This window comes from Xanthomonas arboricola pv. guizotiae, from assembly GCF_002940205.1.
GTDB lineage: Bacteria > Pseudomonadota > Gammaproteobacteria > Xanthomonadales > Xanthomonadaceae > Xanthomonas > Xanthomonas arboricola_C.
In genome coordinates this window covers 1-16,364 of the sequence record NZ_MDSK01000036.1, presented here as the reverse complement: position 1 = coordinate 16,364, position 16,364 = coordinate 1, and the positions used below count along the sequence as shown (strand labels likewise).

Sequence of the window (16,364 nt, the reverse complement as noted above, 5' to 3'; positions counted from 1 at the left end):
GAGGTGCATTACCGGGGCGAAGCGCCAAGGGAAATCGCCAGGCGCACTGCCGCTGCGGGCATAATCCGGCAGCATGATCATCCATTCGCTGCTCGACACCGACCTGTACAAATTCACCATGATGCAGGCGGTGCTGCATCAGCATCCGGCCGCGCAGGTCGACTACCGCTTCAAGTGCCGCACGCCCGGCGTGGATCTGGCCCGGTTCATCGACGAGATCTCGCGCGAGATCGATGCGCTGTGCCGGTTGCGGCTGCGCGAGGACGAAGTGGCCTATCTGCGCGGCCTGCGCTTCATCAAGCCGGATTTCGCCGACTTCCTGGCGCTGTTCCATCTGGACCGCAAGTACCTGCAGCTGTCGGCATCGACCACCCATCCGGGCGAGATCGAGCTGACCATCCGCGGCCCGTGGCTGCACACCATCCTGTTCGAAGTGCCGTTGCTGGCGATCATCAACGAGGTGTGGTTCCGCAACACCTCCGAGCCGGATTACGAACAAGGCCGCAGCCGCCTGCGCGAGAAGGTGAGCAGCCTGCGCAGCATGCCGGCCGGCTGCAAGATCGCCGACTACGGCACCCGGCGGCGCTACTCGCGGCACTGGCACGGCGAGTTGCTGCCGTTGCTGCGCGATGGCCTGGGCGAGCAGTTCGTCGGCACCAGCAATGTGTATTTCGCCAAGCATTATGGCCTGACCCCGCTGGGCACGATGGCGCACGAGTACCTGCAGGCGTTCCAGGCGCTGGGGCCGCGGCTGCGCGACTCGCAGGTGGCCGCGCTGGAATCGTGGGCGCGCGAGTACCGCGGCGATCTGGGCATCGCCCTGTCCGATGTGGTCGGGCTGGACGCGTTCCTGCGCGACTTCGATCTGTATTTCTGCAAGCTGTTCGATGGCATGCGCCACGATTCGGGCGACCCGTTCGAGTGGGGCGAGCGCGTCATCGCCCACCTGCAGGCACACCGCATCGACCCCGCGACCAAGGTGCTGGTGTTCAGCGACGGCCTCAATATCGACAAGGTGATGCGGCTGTACGCGCACTTCCACACCCGCTGCCGGCTGGCGTTCGGGGTCGGCACCAGTCTCACCAACGACCTGGGGCCGGCACCGCTGCAGATCGTGATCAAGATGGTCCGCTGCAATGGGCAGCCGGTGGCAAAGCTCAGCGACTCGCCGGGCAAGAGCATGTGCGAGGACGCCGGTTACCTGCGCTATCTGCGCGATGTGTTCGGCCTGCCGCCGATGCCGGAACCGGGTGACCACGCGCGGCAGTGACTGACGTGTAGCGGCGGCTTGTGCCGATGCTTGGCGCGGTGTCGGGGAATGGCCGGAAAAGTGCGATGCAGCGCTCAATTGGCTGCCGGGTTCGTTAACATTGGCATCACGCTTGCTTCACTTCCGATGCACGCGATGTTGATGTTTGTCCCTTTCCCGCACGACGCCCGAATGACTGCACCCGATCCATTGTCGCTGTACCGCGCGCGCAGCTGCTCCCGGCAGTGGCTGGGGTTTGTGCGAGCGATGGCCGCCGAGTTTGGCGCCGAGTTGCCCGAGGACGATCTGGCCCCGTTGATGGCGCGCATCGGCCGGCGCTTCGCGCGCGAGCACCGGCTGGCGCACTGCGCGACCCTGGAGGAGATGCAGCAGGCCGCCAACGCCGTGTGGGAGCGCTGCGATTGGGGCCAGTGCGCGATGCACGAACACGCCGACCACGTGCGGATCCAGCACGCCAGCGCGCCGTTGGGCGTGGCACTGGATGGCGTGGCGTGGAGCGACGGGTTCCTGCAGGGCGTGTACGAAGGATGGTTCCAGCAACTTGGGATGCTGGCAGGCCTGGCGGTGCAGACCGCGCCAGGCGACAGCATGGATCTGCGCAACTTCATGTTGCTGCGGACGGCATGAACGGGTGAAGTCGGGCAAGGGGGAGTGTGATGGCACCGAAGAACACCAAGGCAACCTCCGGGCACGACGATGTGTCCGGCCTGTTCGCGCGGTTGGGGACGCCGGCGAGCGCGGGCTATCAGGATTTCGCCCACAGCCAGCTGCCGCCGCGCAGTCCGGGAGTGACGCAAACGCCGGTCCCGGCAGCGGTCGAACAGACCGCCGCTGCGGCGGATGCCGCGCAGACGCCAGTGCCGCTGCCGGCGCCTGCTGCATCAGCGCCTAGTGTTTCGCCTGTCGTGCAGGCAGCGCCGGCGGCGCATCGGTCACTGCCTGTCGAAGAGACGGCAGGCCCGCCGCTCGATGTGCTCGCGCCGCTACGTAAATTGCGCCAGCTCGACGAGCCCGCAGTGCCTGCATCGCAGCCAGGCGAGCGCCAGGCGCAGACGCCGTTGGAGCGCTTGTTCCAGCGGCTGCTGCAGGCGGACGCGCCCAGCTCGACGCAAAGCCCGCTGCAGCGACTGCGCTCGCGCTGATCAGCACCACCGTGTGACTTTCGGCAAGCGCCGCTGCGCTCGCCTGTTTCGCCTTGTTCTGACGCACACCGCCACGCTTGGAGGATTATCTGATGACCGCTGCCAGCCGCCGTTCCGGATCACCGCTGTCCACGCTGGCGACCTGGGCGCTGTGGTTGCTGGGCGGCTTGCTGCTGGTGTTCGTGGTCGCCGTGCCGATGGACGTCACCCGGCAACTGGTGTTTTCCGGGGTGCTGTTCGCCGTGGCGCTGGCGGTGCGCAAGCGCGGCGGGCGGGTGGTGATCCTGACGATGATGGGCATGTCGCTGGCGGTGTCGTGCCGCTACATCTGGTGGCGCACGACCCAGACCATGGGCGTGGGCAGCGCGGTGGATTTCATCCTGGGCCTGGGCCTGCTGGGCGCGGAGCTGTATGCCTTCGTGATCCTGGTGCTGGGCTATTTCCAGGTGCTGTGGCCGCTCGACCGCAAGCCGGTGCCGTTGCCGGCCGACCAGGCCCTGTGGCCGAGCGTGGACGTGTTCATTCCCACCTACAACGAGCCGTTGTCGGTGGTGCGCACCACCGTGCTGGCGGCCAGCGTGATCGATTGGCCGGCCGGCAAGATCACCATCCATCTGCTCGATGACGGCCGCCGCGACGCATTCCGCGACTTCTGTGCCGAGGTCGGCATCAACTACGTCACCCGTACCAACAACGCGCACGCCAAGGCCGGCAACATCAATGCCGCGCTGAAGAAATGCAGCGGCGAGTACGTGGCGATCTTCGACTGCGACCACATTCCCACCCGCAGTTTCCTGCAGGTGGCGATGGGCTGGTTCCTGCGCGACACCGGGCTGGCCCTGGTGCAGATGCCGCACTATTTCTTCTCGCCCGACCCGTTCGAACGCAACCTGGGCACGCACGGCAAGGTGCCCAACGAAGGCGAGCTGTTTTACGGCCTGCTGCAGGATGGCAACGACCAGTGGAACGCCACGTTCTTCTGCGGCTCCTGCGCGGTGATCAAGCGCAGCGCGCTGGAAGAGGTGGGCGGGGTGGCGGTGGAAACCGTCACCGAGGACGCCCACACCGCGCTCAAGCTGCAGCGCCGCGGCTATCGCACCGCCTACCTGGCGGTGCCGCAAGCCGCAGGCCTGGCCACCGAGAGCCTGTCCGGGCATGTGGCGCAGCGCATCCGCTGGGCGCGCGGCATGGCGCAGATCGCGCGTATCGACAATCCGTTGCTGGGGCGCGGGCTCAGGCTCTCGCAGCGGCTGTGCTACCTCAACGCGATGCTGCACTTCTTCTACGGCTTGCCGCGCATCATCTACCTCACGGCGCCGCTGGCCTATCTGTTCTTCGGCGCGCACGTGATCCAGGCCTCGGCGTTGATGATCCTGGCCTATGCTTTGCCGCATATCCTGCAGGCCAATCTGACCAACCTGCGGGTGCAGAGCCGCTTCCGCCATCTGCTGTGGAACGAGGTCTACGAGACCACGCTGGCCTGGTACATCTTCCGTCCCACCCTGGTTGCGCTGCTCAACCCCAAGCTGGGCAAGTTCAACGTCACGCCCAAGGGCGGGCTGGTGGCGCGCAGTTATTTCGATGCGCAGATCGCCAAGCCGTACCTGTTCCTGCTGTTGCTCAACCTGGCCGGTGCGGTTGCCGGGGTGCTGCGCCTGATCTATGTCGGCGGCAGCGGCGAGCAGCAGACGATCTGGTTCAACCTGGCCTGGACGCTCTACAACATGGTGCTGCTGGGCGCCACCATCGCCACCGCCAGCGAAACCCGCCAGGTGCGCAGCGCCCATCGCGTGCCGCTGGATGTCCCGGTCACTCTGTATCTGCCCGATGGCAGCGTGCTGCCCAGCCGCTCGCTGAATTTTTCCACCGGCGGCATGGCGATCAGGCTCGCCCAGCCGCAGCCGATCGAACCCGGCTTGGCGGTGCAGATCGGCCTCAGTCACCGCGGCGTGGAGCAGACCTTGCCGGCGGTGGTGCGGCAGGACCGCGACGGCCAGGTCAGCGTGCAGTTCACCGCGATGTCGATGGAACAGGAGCGCTGGCTGGTGGCCTCGACCTTTGCGCGCGCCGACATCTGGCTGTCGCAATGGGGCCGGCACGACCGCGATGCGTTCTGGCGCTCGATGGGCCAGGTGCTGGCCGCCAGCGCGCGCGGCTTTGGACGCCTGGGCGGACATATCGCGCTCAGTGCGCGTCAGGGCTTCCGCCCGGCGCGCGCGCTGGATCTGGAGTCGTGAGCGTCAGGCCTGCCGTTTCCCTTTTCCCTGCAAGGAAGCAACCGATGCGCATATCCCCGGCCGTGTTGACCTGTGTGCTCACCCTGCTGACCGGCCTGGCGCAGGCGCAGCAGGCGGTGCCGGCAACGTCGACGACCACGCTGGCCGGGCAGGCCGGCACCGCCGCGAGCGCGCCGCCCGCACCGACACCGATGCCGGCCGGCAGCACCCGCACCTCCAGCCTGCGCGAGCTCGGCATCGATTACGAAATCACCCTGCGCGGCGTGCAGGGCAGTGCCGGCGTGCCCTTCGGCGTGCGCAGCGACGAGATCGTCACTGCCGCCACGCTCAACCTCAAGTACAGCTATTCGCCCTCACTGTTGCCGGACCTGTCGCATCTGAAGGTCACCATCAATGGCGTCACCGTGGGCAGCTTGCCCGCCGACAAGGCCAATGCCGGCAAGCTGCTCTCGGCCGATCTGCCGATCGACCCGCGCCTGGTCACCGATTACAACCAGCTCAACCTGCAGTTGATCGGCCATTACACGCGCGAGTGCGAAGACCCGGACCACAGCAGCCTGTGGGCGAATGTGGACGCGGCCACCAGCCTGTCGCTGACCACCACGCCGCTGGCGCTGGCCAACAACCTGGCGTTGTTGCCAGTGCCGTTTTTCGATGTGCGCGACACGCGTCGGCTGGAATTGCCGTTCTACTTTCCGCAGCGGCCGGACCACGCCACGCTGCAGGCGGCCGGCGTGGTCGCCTCGTGGTTCGGCACCCTGGCCGGCTATCGCGGCGCGGTGTTCCCGGCATCCACCGATGCATTGCCGGCCACCGGCAACGCGGTGGTGTTCGCCACGCCCAGCACGCTGCCGGCGCAGTTCGCCACCGCCGACAGTGGCGTGGCCGATATCCGGGGGCCGACCGTGGCAGTGGTGGTCAACCCGACCGATCCGAACGGCAAGCTGCTGCTGGTGCTCGGCCGCAACAGCGAAGACCTGCAACGCGCGGCCACCGCGCTGGCCTTGCGTGCGCCGTTGACCGGGGCGGTGGCCCGCATCGGCGAGGTCAGCGCGCCGGCGCCGCGTCAGCCGTACGACGCGCCCAAGTGGGTATCCAGCCAGCATCCGGTGCGCTTCGGCGATCTGGTGACCCAGCCCGGCCAGCTCAATGTCAGCGGCTATCACCCGGACCTGATCCGGGTCGGCCTGCAGTTGCCGCCGGACCTGTTCGTGTGGGAGCGCGACGGCATTCCGGTGGCGCTGAAATACCGCTACACGGTGCCGGACGTGGATAACAAGTCCGCGCTCAACGTCAGCATCAACGAGTCGTTCGTGACCACGCTGCCGCTGACCGGCCGCCCGTTCGCCGAGTCCACCCCGAGGCGCTGGTGGAACAGCCTGGGCGCGCGCGGCAGCATGCCGGTGCACCAGGACCTGACATTGCCGGTGGGTGCGTTCTCGGCCAACAGCCAGTTGCGCTTCCACTTCTTCTTCGATCGCCCGCAGGGCGAGCAGTGCAAGAACACTTTCCCGGACGTGTCCGGCGCCATCGATGCCGATTCCAGCATCGACCTGAGCGGTTTTCACCACTACATGGCGATGCCGAACCTGGCCGCGTTTGCCAATGCCGGTTACCCGTTCACGCGCCTGGCCGATCTGTCCGAATCCACCATCGTGCTGCCCGACAATCCGGGCGACCAGGACCTGGGCAATGTGCTGACCCTGCTTGGACGCTTCGGCGCCTCCACCGGGTATCCGGCGCTGCATGCGCAGATCGTCGGCGCCGGCGCCGTGCAGCAACACGCCGACCGCGACCTGTTGCTGCTCGGCAGTGCGCAGTCGCAGCCACTGTTCAAGCGATGGCGCGCGCAGCTGCCGGTGGACCAGGACGGGCAGACGACCCGCTTTGCGCTGACCGATTGGGTGCTGGAAAAACTGCCGGGCTTCCTGTCCTTCGATGCGCGCCGCACCGACCTGCCGACCACCACCGACATCGCCCTGCAGCCGCAGCCGGACGATGTGCTGTTGATGGGCTTCGAATCGCCGCTGAAATCCGGCCGCAGCGTGGTCGCGTTCCAGAGCGAAGACCCGGCCAACATGAGCCGTCTGTTCGATGCCTGGTTCGACCCGGCGCTGCTCAAGGATTTCCAGGGCAGCGTGGTGTTGCTGCAGCAGAAAAAGGTCACCAGCCTGGTCGGCAACCAGACCTATTACGTGGGCCATCTGCCGCTGCCGACCTGGTTGCGCTGGTACTTCTCGCATCACCCGGTGTGGCTGGCCTTCACCGTGGTGTTGCTGGCGTTGTTGCTGGCCCTGGCCGCACGCGTGCTGCTGCGCCGGCATGCCGCCGAGCGGCTCAACGAAGGCGGTAGCGCATGAGCGCGCGTGACCGCGCCGCGGTGATGACGCGCCGCAGCCTGCTGCGCGCCGGCGCGCTGGCCGGCCTGGCCGCATTGCTGCCCACGCGCGCAGCGGCGGCGGCCGGCCAATGCGGGCCGTGGCCGCTGTGGAATGCCTTCGTCGACAAGCACATCCAGCCCGACGGGCGGGTGGTGGATTTCCTCAACCCGGACCAGCGCTCGACCTCCGAAGGTCAGTCGTATGCGCTGTTCTTCGCCCTGGTCAACAACGACCAGGTGCTGTTCGAGAAGGTGCTGGGCTGGACCCGCCACAACCTGTGCGGCGGCCGCCCGGACCTGAATCTGCCGGCGTGGTTGTGGGGCCGCGATGGCAGCGGCAGCTGGCGCGTGCTCGATGCCAATACCGCCAGCGATGGCGAGCTGTGGATTGCCTACGCGCTGCTGGAAGCCGGCCGGCTGTGGCGCCGGCCCGGTTACCTCAAGGCCGGCCAGCAGATCCTGCAGCTGATGCGCCAGCAGGAGGTGGCCACGCTGCCGGGCCTGGGCGCGATGTTGCTGCCCGGCCGCAGCGGCTTTGCCGGGAAGCAGCGCTGGACGCTCAATCCCAGCTACCTGCCGATCCAGGTGCTGCGGCGCTGCGCCAACGCCGATCCCAAGGGGCCGTGGGCGGCGATCGCCAGCAATGCCGCACGCGTGTTGCGCGAGAGCGCGCCGGTGGGCTTTGCGCCGGACTGGACGGTGTGGGATGGCGAGCGCTTCGGCCCCGACCCGAAGCGCGGCAACGTCGGCAGCTACGATGCGATCCGCGTGTATCTGTGGGCCGGCATGCTCGATGCCGGCGAGCCGCTGCGCAGCGGCTTGCTGCGCGACCTGTCCGGCCCGGCCGACCTGCTCGCCGCACAGACTCCGTTTGCGGAAAAGATCGACACCGCGCGCGGCGTGGGCAGCGGCGCATTGCCGGTGGGGTTTTCCGCCGCGCTGCTGCCGTACCTGAGTGCGATGGGCCAGCCCGCGCTGCTCAAGGCGCAGGCACAGCGCATTCCCGCCGCCGCGCAAGCGGCCGCCGCTGCGCTGCCGTACTTCGAACGCACGCTGGCCCTGTTCGGACAGGGCTGGCTTGAGAACCGCTACCGCTTCGCCGCAGACGGGCGCCTGCTGCCCGCCTGGAGAACCCCTGCATGCTCCGCAAAAAACTGACCCCGCTGTACCTCGCCGGCATGATCGACCTATGCCTGCTCGCCTCGCCGGTGCAGGCGCAGGCCAGCGCCACCCAGCAACTGGTCGAGCAGGGCAATTACTGGCATGACCAGGGCCGCGACGATCTGGCCGCCGACACCTGGCGCAAGCTGCTCGGCGTCGATCCGGATCAGCCCGACGCCTTGCTCGGCCTGGCGCAGATCGATCTGGCGCAAGGCCGTCAATCCGAAGCGCGCAAGCGCCTGCAGCAACTCGACGCCGCGCACCCGCAATCGCCACAGGCACAGCGCCTGCGCGTGGCGATCGGCGCCCGTGGCAGCAGCGCTGCCGGCGAAGATCCGAACCTGCGCAACGCACGTCGCGCCGCCGCGGCCGGGCGCTATGTCGAAGCCGCGCGCAGTTACGAAGCGCTGTTCGCCGGCAAGCCGCCGCCGCCGGCGTTGGCGTTGGAGTACTACCAGTCGCTGGCCGGCACCCCCACCGGCTGGGAGCGTGCGCGCGACGGTCTGCAACGCCTGCAATCCAGCGACCCGGGCAACCCGTCCGTGCAACTGGCGCTGGCGCAGGTGCTGAGTTACCGCGAACCCACCCGCCGCGACGGCATCGCGCAGCTGCGCACGCTGGCGCAACGCGCCGATGTCGGCGGGCCGGCGCGCAGCAGCTGGCGCCAGGCGCTGCTGTGGCTCAACGCCGGCATGGCCGATGCGCCGCTGTACCAGGCCTTCCTGGCCGGCACCCCGGCCGATGCGGACGTCACCGCCAAACTCGGCCAGCCGCGCGAACAACGCAGCGCCGCCGCCGCGCCGGCCGACCCCACTGGCGTGCTGCTGGGCGAAGGCTTCCGCGCGCTGGGCGCCAATAATCTGGGCGCTGCCGAACAACGCTTCACGCAGGTATTGCGCGCACGTGCGCGTGATCCGGAAGCGCTCGGCGGCCTGGGCTCGGTGCGCCTGCGTCAGCAGCGCTTTGCCGAAGCGCAGGAGCTGCTGCGCCCGGCCGCGGCGAATAACGGCAAATGGAAAGGTGCGCTGGATAGCGCGCGCTACTGGCTGCAGCTGCAGCAGGCCGAGGCCGCACGCACACGTGGCGATCTGGCACAGGCGCGCCAGCTGGTGGAGCAGGCGGTGCAGCTGCTGCCCAACGAGCCGGCCGCGCAGGTGGCGCTGGGCGGCTTGCAGGCCGCCGGCGACCCGGCCGCCGCCGAGGCAAGCTACCGCAAGGCGCTGTCGCACGATGCCGACAATGCCGGCGCGCTGCAGGGCCTGGTCGGTTTGTACAGCCGCCAGGGCCGCATGCAGGAAGCCAGCGACGTGTTCAATCGCCTGCCTGCCGCAGAACGTGCCAAAGCCGGGGGGCAGGCCTTGCTGCGTTCCAACGTGCAGCGCGCGCGCGCCCGCCAGGCGCTGGAAGCCGGCGATGCGGTCAGCGCGCAGACCGAGCTGGAAGCGGCGATGGTCGAGCGCCCGGGCGATGCCTGGATCCGTCTGGATCTGGCCCGCCTGTACCAACAGGCCGGCCGCCCCGACCAGGCCCGCAGCGTGATGGACGGCCTGCTCGCCGTGCATGGCGACCAACCCGAAGCGCTGCAGGCCAACGCCTTGCTGGCGCAGGAAAGCGGCGACTGGCAGGGCGCCTACGACAGCCTGGAGCGCATTCCGGTCGCATCGCGCACGCCGGAGATGACCCAGCTGCGCACCACCGCCTGGATCGAACTGCAGGCGCGTCAGGCACGGTTGCTGGTGGAGCAGGGCAGGCCGGGCGACGCGCAGCAGTTGCTGGCGCGCACCGAAACCGCGCTGGGCAATCAGCTCGACGACCCGCAGTTGCTGGCCGCACTGGCCGGCGCACATGCCGATGCCGGCAACGCCCCGCGTGCGCTGACCCTGGCCCAGCGCCTGGTCACCGGCGCCACGGTGCGCAGCGAAGATCGCCTGCAATATGCCGGCGTGCTGCTGCGCGCGCACCAGGACGCCGAACTGTCGGCGGCGCTGCGCCAGTTGCAGGCCACCACCCTGACGCCGGAACAGCTGCGTCGTTATCAACGCCTGCGCAGCGCCTACACACTGCGCCAGGTGGATGCGCTGCGCGAACTCGGCAACCTGGAAGGCGCCTACGACGCGCTGTCGCCGATCCTGGCCCAGCAGCCGGACAGCCGCGATGCGCAGGCCGCGCTCGCGCGCCTGTATGCCGCCTCCGGCGACCAGCGTCAGGCGCTGGCGATCTACCAGCAGATCCTGCAACGTCATCCCGACGACCTGGATACGCTCACTGCCGCCGCCAACAGTGCGGCCGCGCAGTCGGACCTGCGCAATGCCGAGCATTACCTGCAACGCGCGCTGGCGCAGGCACCGGAGTCGCCGGAGGTGCTGGCCGCGGCCGGCCGCGTGTATCGCAGCGCCGGCAAGAACCGCAAGGCCGAGCAGTATTTCCGTGCCTCGCTGGCCGCGCAGCAGCGTCAGGCCGGGCAACTGGACAATGGCCTGCCGTCCGCGCGTGGTCCGTCCGCGGTCGCGTCCTCCAGCCGCCCGCTCAATCCGTTTTCCGGCATGACCGGCGGCATGCCACGCTCGCCGGCGGTGTTGTCCGAGCGCATGGATGCCGGTAGCGCCTATGGCGACGTGGCGGTTGCACCGGTGGCAGCATCGCCGGGCTCTGCACGGTTCGCCGCTGCCGCACCGATTGGTGCGTCTGCCGACAACGGCGGCGATACGTTGCCGCCGCCGGTCAGCACCAGCGCTGCGCCTGCCATGCTGCCGGTCTCCAGCTCCAGCGGCCGCATGCGCGGGTCGTCGCGCGGCGATGGGCTGCTTGCCGCGCGCGCGATTGCGCCGATCGCCGTGGACGCCGGTCCACGTCTGACCAAGCCCGCCGCACAGGCATTGCCGCCGCTCGGCAGCGGCAACGGCGTGCTCGACGAGTTGCGTGCGGTGCAGTCGGAAAACAGCGACAACCTCGCCGGTGGCGCGCTGTACCGCTCGCGCGATGGCGAAGACGGTCTGGGCCGCCTGGACGATATCGAAATGCCGGTCCAGGCCGAGTTCGCGGTCGGCGACGGCAAGCTCGGCGTCACCCTGACCCCGACCATTGTCGATGCCGGCACGCTGACCACCGATTACGTCACCGCCAGCCGCTTCGGCAGCGGCCCGCAGACCGCCATCAACGATGCGCTGGCGGCCGATCGCGGCCCGATCGATACACTGGTCAGCTCGTCGATGTACCAGTTGCTCGCCACCGAAGGCGACACCGCCGCCACGCGCGAACGCCTGCGCCGCTACACCTTGAATACCGGCTTGTTCAACGAGCTGCTGGTGGAGAACAACAACAGCAATGCCGCTGCGCTGGCCGCGTTGGCCAACGAACCGTTGCCGGCCTATCTGCTCAGCATCAACGCTTCCAACACGCCGATTGCGCAGCTGGCACGCGACATCCTGGGCAATGCCGCGCTCAGCGAACAGTTGGGCGCAGGTGATGCGGCGGCGTTGCGCGCGCTGGCCGCCAGCACCGCCGCCGCGCAGCAGACCCCCACCGGGCTGGCCGACACACTCAACGCCATGGCCGCCAGCGGCAACGGCAGCCGCCGGCTCAGCCAGGACGACACCGGCGTGGGCGTGGGCCTGCGCTATCGCAACGGCGGTTTCAGCGCCGATGTGGGCAGCACGCCGATCGGATTTCAGGAGCAGAACGTCATCGGCGGCGTGGGCTATCGCGGCGAACTCGGCGATACCGTCAGCTGGTCGGCCGAGGCATCGCGGCGTGCGGTCACCGACAGCGTGCTGTCGTTTGCCGGCGCGCAGGACGCCCGCAGCGGCCGCGAATGGGGCGGCGTCACCAGCAACGGCATCTCGCTGTCGGCCACCGCCGACAACGGCCTGCTCGGCGGGTACGCCAACCTGGCCGCGCATCGTTTGCTGGGCAACGGCGTCGCCGACAACGAGCATCGCCAGGTCGACCTGGGTTTCTATGTGCATGCATTGGAAACCGAGCATCAATCGCTCACTGCCGGCGTCAATCTGACCACCATGCAATACGACAAGAACCTCAGCGGCTTCACTTACGGCCACGGTGGCTACTTCAGTCCGCAGGACTATGTCGACCTGGGGTTCCCGGTGCACTGGAGCGGACGCACGGCCGGGCAGACGGTGAACTGGAAGGTCGACGCCAGCATCGGCGTGCAGCACTTCAGCACCGACGCCTCGCCGTATTTCCCCACCGACCCGACCCTGCAACAGGCGGCCTACGATGCCGCATCGCTGGCGGCGCTGCTCGGCCTGGTCAACCGCTACACCGACCCGGTATACGCGGGCGAAAGCCGTACCGGCGTGTCCTACAACCTCAGTGGCGCGGCCGAATGGCAGGTGGCACCGCAGCTGTTCCTGGGCGGGCGGCTGATGTTCAACAACGCGCGCGACTACAACCAGTTCAGCAGCAATCTTTACCTGCGTTTCGTGATGGATCGCCTGGGCGCTGCACTGGGGCGTGCACCGCAGGTGCTGACCTCGCCGTACGCTGCCGACCATTGATGGTGTGGCAAGCGTGCTGCGTCGTCGCTAGGGCGCGCAGCGGCTGCGTGCAGCACGTGCACGCAGTGGGCGTGATGCTGCGGGTGGCGGCATCGTGCATGGCGTTCGCATCGCCTCTCTGGCGGCGTGGTCCAAGTCGCCGCAACGCTGCGTAGAACGCTGCACGACACGATTGCGGATAGACGAACGGCGCCTCCCGGCGCCGTTCGCATTACATCAACTCACGTACCACGTTCGTCGCTTACGGACGCACCTTGGTGGCGCAGACGAACACCGCCGCCTGTTGCAAGCGGCTGATCACGCCCTGGCTCTGCAGTTCGCGCACGTGCTCGTCCATGCAGGTCAGGTAACCCAGGCGATTGCCGACGTTCTGCGCCTTGCACAGGCTGCTTTCGGCAGACACATTCGCACCCGGAATCAAACCGCCGGTCTCCACCGTCGGCACCTGCGTGCTGCAGGTCCCCAACTTGGCCGGCCCGCTGTTCAAGGTCCACCCGATATCGGCAAACAGCGCCGGGGTCAGGTCGATGTTGACGTGCGCCTGCACTTCCGGTGTGTCGAACGGTTCCATCAAGGCGTTCGGCTGCAGATCGGTATCGAAGTGCGAGAAGGTCGAACCGCCGGCCACCACGCTGGGCGAATACAGGCGCGTGCGGCCTTGGCTGTCGGTGCCCTGCAGCAAGTCCGGATCTTCGTACAGCGCCGCAACAACGAAGGCGGTCTTCAGACGCGCGCCATCGGCCTGCGACACCATGATCGCGGGGATGGTGATGTCGGTGATCGGCGGTGCTGCGTTGCCCATCGTCTGCACACCTGCGGCGTTGTTGGCGACGATCACGCCCACTGCGCCGTTGAGCTGCGCATTCTTCACCTTGATCGCAAAGGCACAGGTACCGCGGTCGATCAGCGCCACCTTGCCGGCCACATCGGCCGCATTGACGAACGGCGTTTCGCAGCCATCGCTGGCCGACGGTGCCGCCACGCCATCGTTGACCGTCACCACCGAACGCGCCGGGAAATTGGCCGCCGTGGCCAGTGGCCCGAAGCTGGCAAAGCCCACTTCGAACTTGCCTGCAGCGCTGGCCGGTGCGGTCACGCGCAGCAGGGTGCGCGGATCCAGGATCAATGCTGCCTCGCGGTTCACGCGCGTCCCGGCCCACACCGTACGGCCGGGCGTGCGCATCGCTTCGGCACGCAGGGCGTTGGTCATGGTCGGGTCGTCGAACCGCTTGTTCTGGACGTTGTCGTAGGCCTGCGAGGTATAGACGTCGGTCAGGCCGCTGCCTGAGCCCAGCACGCCGGTGGTCTTGTTGAGGAAGCCCGCCGCGCCCAGACCGTGGCCGATCTCGTGCATCACCACGTTGAGGAAGTTGATCTGGCCGGCCGGCGTCTTGCCGTCCAGACCCAGATACCAGCCCGAGCCGGCCAGGCAATCGTCCTTGCCCAGGTCGCCGTTGAACTGCGAAAACACGTCGGCCGGATCGGCCGGATCCGGCACCAAGTCCTGTCCGGCGATCGCATCGCCCAGCGCGGACGGATACAACGTGTTGGGCTTGGCGCCGGGGAAATTGTTGACGATCCAGTTCGGGCCGGCCTGGCCCAGCGTGCCGCCGGTGGCGGTACAGGTCAGCCGCGCGAACGAGGCATACACCTTGATCTCGACATTGCTTTGCAGCACCGCGCCCCACAGATCCATCGCGTACTGGTAGGCGATGCGACGCTGCTCGCCGACCGAGCGCCCCGGGTTACCGCCCAATGGCGCAGCGCTGGTGGGGTCGTTCAAGCCGACGCTGGTGCCGGCATCGCCATTGTCAGGGTGACATTGGCGGCGCTCGCGTGCAGCGGCGCGATGGCCGCAGCCACGGCCACGGCCAGGGACAACAGCAACAAGGGCTTATTCATGCGGCAGCGCTCCGTGCTCGGCGTGGGCGGGTTGGGTGGCGGCGTCTTCGCTCTGCTCGATGACGATGCGGCCATCGGCCTGACGGGTCGCCACCAGCGAGCTCATCTGCGTGGCCGGCAACTTGCGCGCCACGGTGCCGTTGGGCAGGCGTCGCTCGGTCGCGCGCGCGGCAGATTCGGTCTGCGGAACCGCGGTGCGGGCAGCGCTGCTGCGGGCAGCCGACGCAGCCTGCTGATCCAGCGCCGCGCTCTCGGCGTCGGTCAGCGGGCGCAGCTTGCCGGTGACGGGATCGATACCCACCTTGGAACTGCTGCTTGCAGCCTCTTGCGCCATGGCCAAGGCCGGCAGGCAGACGACACACAACACACCGGACAGCATCCATCCGGGCTTACGAAAGCTCATCATCGTTGGGGTTTCCTTGAGTCCAACAGGGAAAAGGGACGCCGTGCAGACACCGGCATCGGGGGGAGTCCTTCCGTTTCAGTCTGTTCATGACTGGATCATGAATCCGTGATGCGTGTCAATCTTTCGACATATGGGCCGCTGAATGCGAAGCGATAGCCTGAAACGGTTATCGGCGTGCTTGCATTGGGCGCATTTCAGGAGTTTCGGCGGTCGCCTGTACCCGGAGCGGCCATATTTTTGACGCGAACCCACTGTGCCGGAAGCCTCCCTTCTCCCCCTTGGGAGAAGGTGCCCCGAAGGGGCGGATCGTGGGGACGGGCGAAGCCTGCTGGAGGTTGAGAGCAGGGTTGGAGTGCACCTGAGCTGCGCTCCCGTACCCTCACCCCAACCCCTCTCCCGGGGGGAGAGGGGCTTGTTCCGCCTCAGCCCCAGTCCCGCCGGACATTTCGCGCCAACCAAGGTCTGGACGCTTCGCCTTCGCCCCTTGGGAGAAGGTGCCCCGAAGGGGCGGATGAGGGTACGAGCGACAGCATTTTCTGCGCGCGCCTCGCGCTATTTCTGCGCGCAGCGCATGCCATTCGAGCGCAGCGCGTTACAGTCTTGCTCGCTCCGCGCACCAGGTCCCCATGCACGCCGTCATCTATCACAACCCCAATTGCGGGACTTCCCGCAACACGCTTGCCCTGATCCGCCATACCGGCATCGAGCCGCAGATCGTCGACTATCTGCAGCGCCCGCCCACCCGCGAAACACTGCAGTCACTGATCGCCGCCGCCGGCATCACGGTCCGCCAGGCCATGCGTCAGAAAGGCACTCCGTATCTGGAACTGGGACTCGACGATCCCACGCTGGACGACGCAGCGTTGCTGAGCGCAATGCTCACGCATCCGATCCTGATCAACCGCCCCTTCGTGCAAACCGCATTGGGGGCGCGCTTGTGCCGCCCCTCCGAACGCGTACTCGACCTGCTGCCGCCCGCAACGAGCGGCTTCGTCAAGGAAGACGGCGAACGCGTGCTGGACGCGGCCGGGCAACGCGTAACGGGCTGATAGACAGATACCCGAAACACGCAGTCATCCCACACCAAACGCAGTCACCTCAGATCAAGAGGCGAAACGCCAAGCAGCGCCACTGACGCCCCAGCTACCAATTACTAATTCCCCATTCCGGACTCCCCATTCCCCGATTCCCCATTCCCCAACCTCACCCCACCTACCGCACAGGTCTTAAAATCGCTGCAACGTTTCCCGGGAGCAGCTAGGGCCTGTTAACACATCCGAAGCCCATCAACGACCAGGACGAAGTTGAGGAATCCAAGGAACATGACGTCCAACTTCTCGAAGCGCGTG

The 16,364-nt window shown here is 67.7% G+C and carries 9 protein-coding genes and 1 pseudogene; 8 read left to right on the top strand and 2 right to left on the bottom strand.

The genetic code is table 11. From position 1 onward, the window contains the following. Positions 1-73 precede the first annotated feature (73 nt). The 7 genes from pncB (at position 74) to XarbCFBP7408_RS18040 (ending at position 12,707) form a co-directional block, all read left to right on the top strand. Positions 74-1,270 carry a nicotinate phosphoribosyltransferase gene (gene pncB / locus XarbCFBP7408_RS18070; protein WP_104564132.1) on the top strand — a complete coding sequence of 399 codons (1,197 nt, stop codon included), beginning with the start codon at positions 74-76 and terminating at the stop codon, positions 1,268-1,270. Positions 1,271-1,441: 171 nt separating this feature from the next. Then, a complete protein-coding gene (gene bcsD, locus XarbCFBP7408_RS18065) occupies positions 1,442-1,897 on the top strand; it encodes a cellulose biosynthesis protein BcsD (protein WP_104564131.1) in 456 nt (151 codons plus the stop codon). Positions 1,898-1,926: 29 nt separating this feature from the next. Continuing rightward, a complete protein-coding gene (locus XarbCFBP7408_RS18060; protein ID WP_104564130.1) occupies positions 1,927-2,412 on the top strand; it encodes a hypothetical protein in 486 nt (161 codons plus the stop codon). 92 nt (positions 2,413-2,504) lie between these two features. Beyond that, a complete protein-coding gene (gene bcsA, locus XarbCFBP7408_RS18055) occupies positions 2,505-4,649 on the top strand; it encodes a UDP-forming cellulose synthase catalytic subunit (protein ID WP_104564152.1) in 2,145 nt (714 codons plus the stop codon). A 44-nt stretch (positions 4,650-4,693) separates the two neighbouring features. Beyond that, a complete protein-coding gene (bcsB, locus tag XarbCFBP7408_RS18050) occupies positions 4,694-7,009 on the top strand; it encodes a cellulose biosynthesis cyclic di-GMP-binding regulatory protein BcsB (protein WP_104564129.1) in 2,316 nt (771 codons plus the stop codon). Beyond that, positions 7,006-8,187, top strand: coding sequence for a cellulose synthase complex periplasmic endoglucanase BcsZ (gene bcsZ / locus XarbCFBP7408_RS18045; RefSeq protein WP_258072199.1), 1,182 nt, complete (start codon positions 7,006-7,008; stop codon positions 8,185-8,187). The genes bcsB and bcsZ overlap by 4 nt, the downstream gene beginning before the upstream one ends. Next, positions 8,169-12,707 carry a cellulose biosynthesis protein BcsC gene (locus tag XarbCFBP7408_RS18040; protein ID WP_104564128.1) on the top strand — a complete coding sequence of 1,513 codons (4,539 nt, stop codon included), beginning with the start codon at positions 8,169-8,171 and terminating at the stop codon, positions 12,705-12,707. Before bcsZ ends, XarbCFBP7408_RS18040 begins: the two co-directional genes overlap by 19 nt. Before the next feature lie 241 nt (positions 12,708-12,948). Here the strand turns inward: XarbCFBP7408_RS18040 and XarbCFBP7408_RS18035 are convergent. Next, positions 12,949-14,609 (bottom strand): annotated as a pseudogene (locus XarbCFBP7408_RS18035) (PA domain-containing protein). Next, entirely contained in the window at positions 14,602-15,015 is a 414-nt protein-coding gene (locus XarbCFBP7408_RS18030; RefSeq protein WP_181107000.1) for a post-PEP-CTERM-1 domain-containing protein, read from the bottom strand. Before XarbCFBP7408_RS18030 ends, XarbCFBP7408_RS18035 begins: the two are co-directional and overlap by 8 nt. Before the next feature lie 626 nt (positions 15,016-15,641). Here XarbCFBP7408_RS18030 and arsC point away from each other — a divergent pair. Then, entirely contained in the window at positions 15,642-16,064 is a 423-nt protein-coding gene (gene arsC, locus XarbCFBP7408_RS18025) for an arsenate reductase (glutaredoxin) (protein ID WP_104564125.1), read from the top strand. Positions 16,065-16,364: the final 300 nt, after the last annotated feature.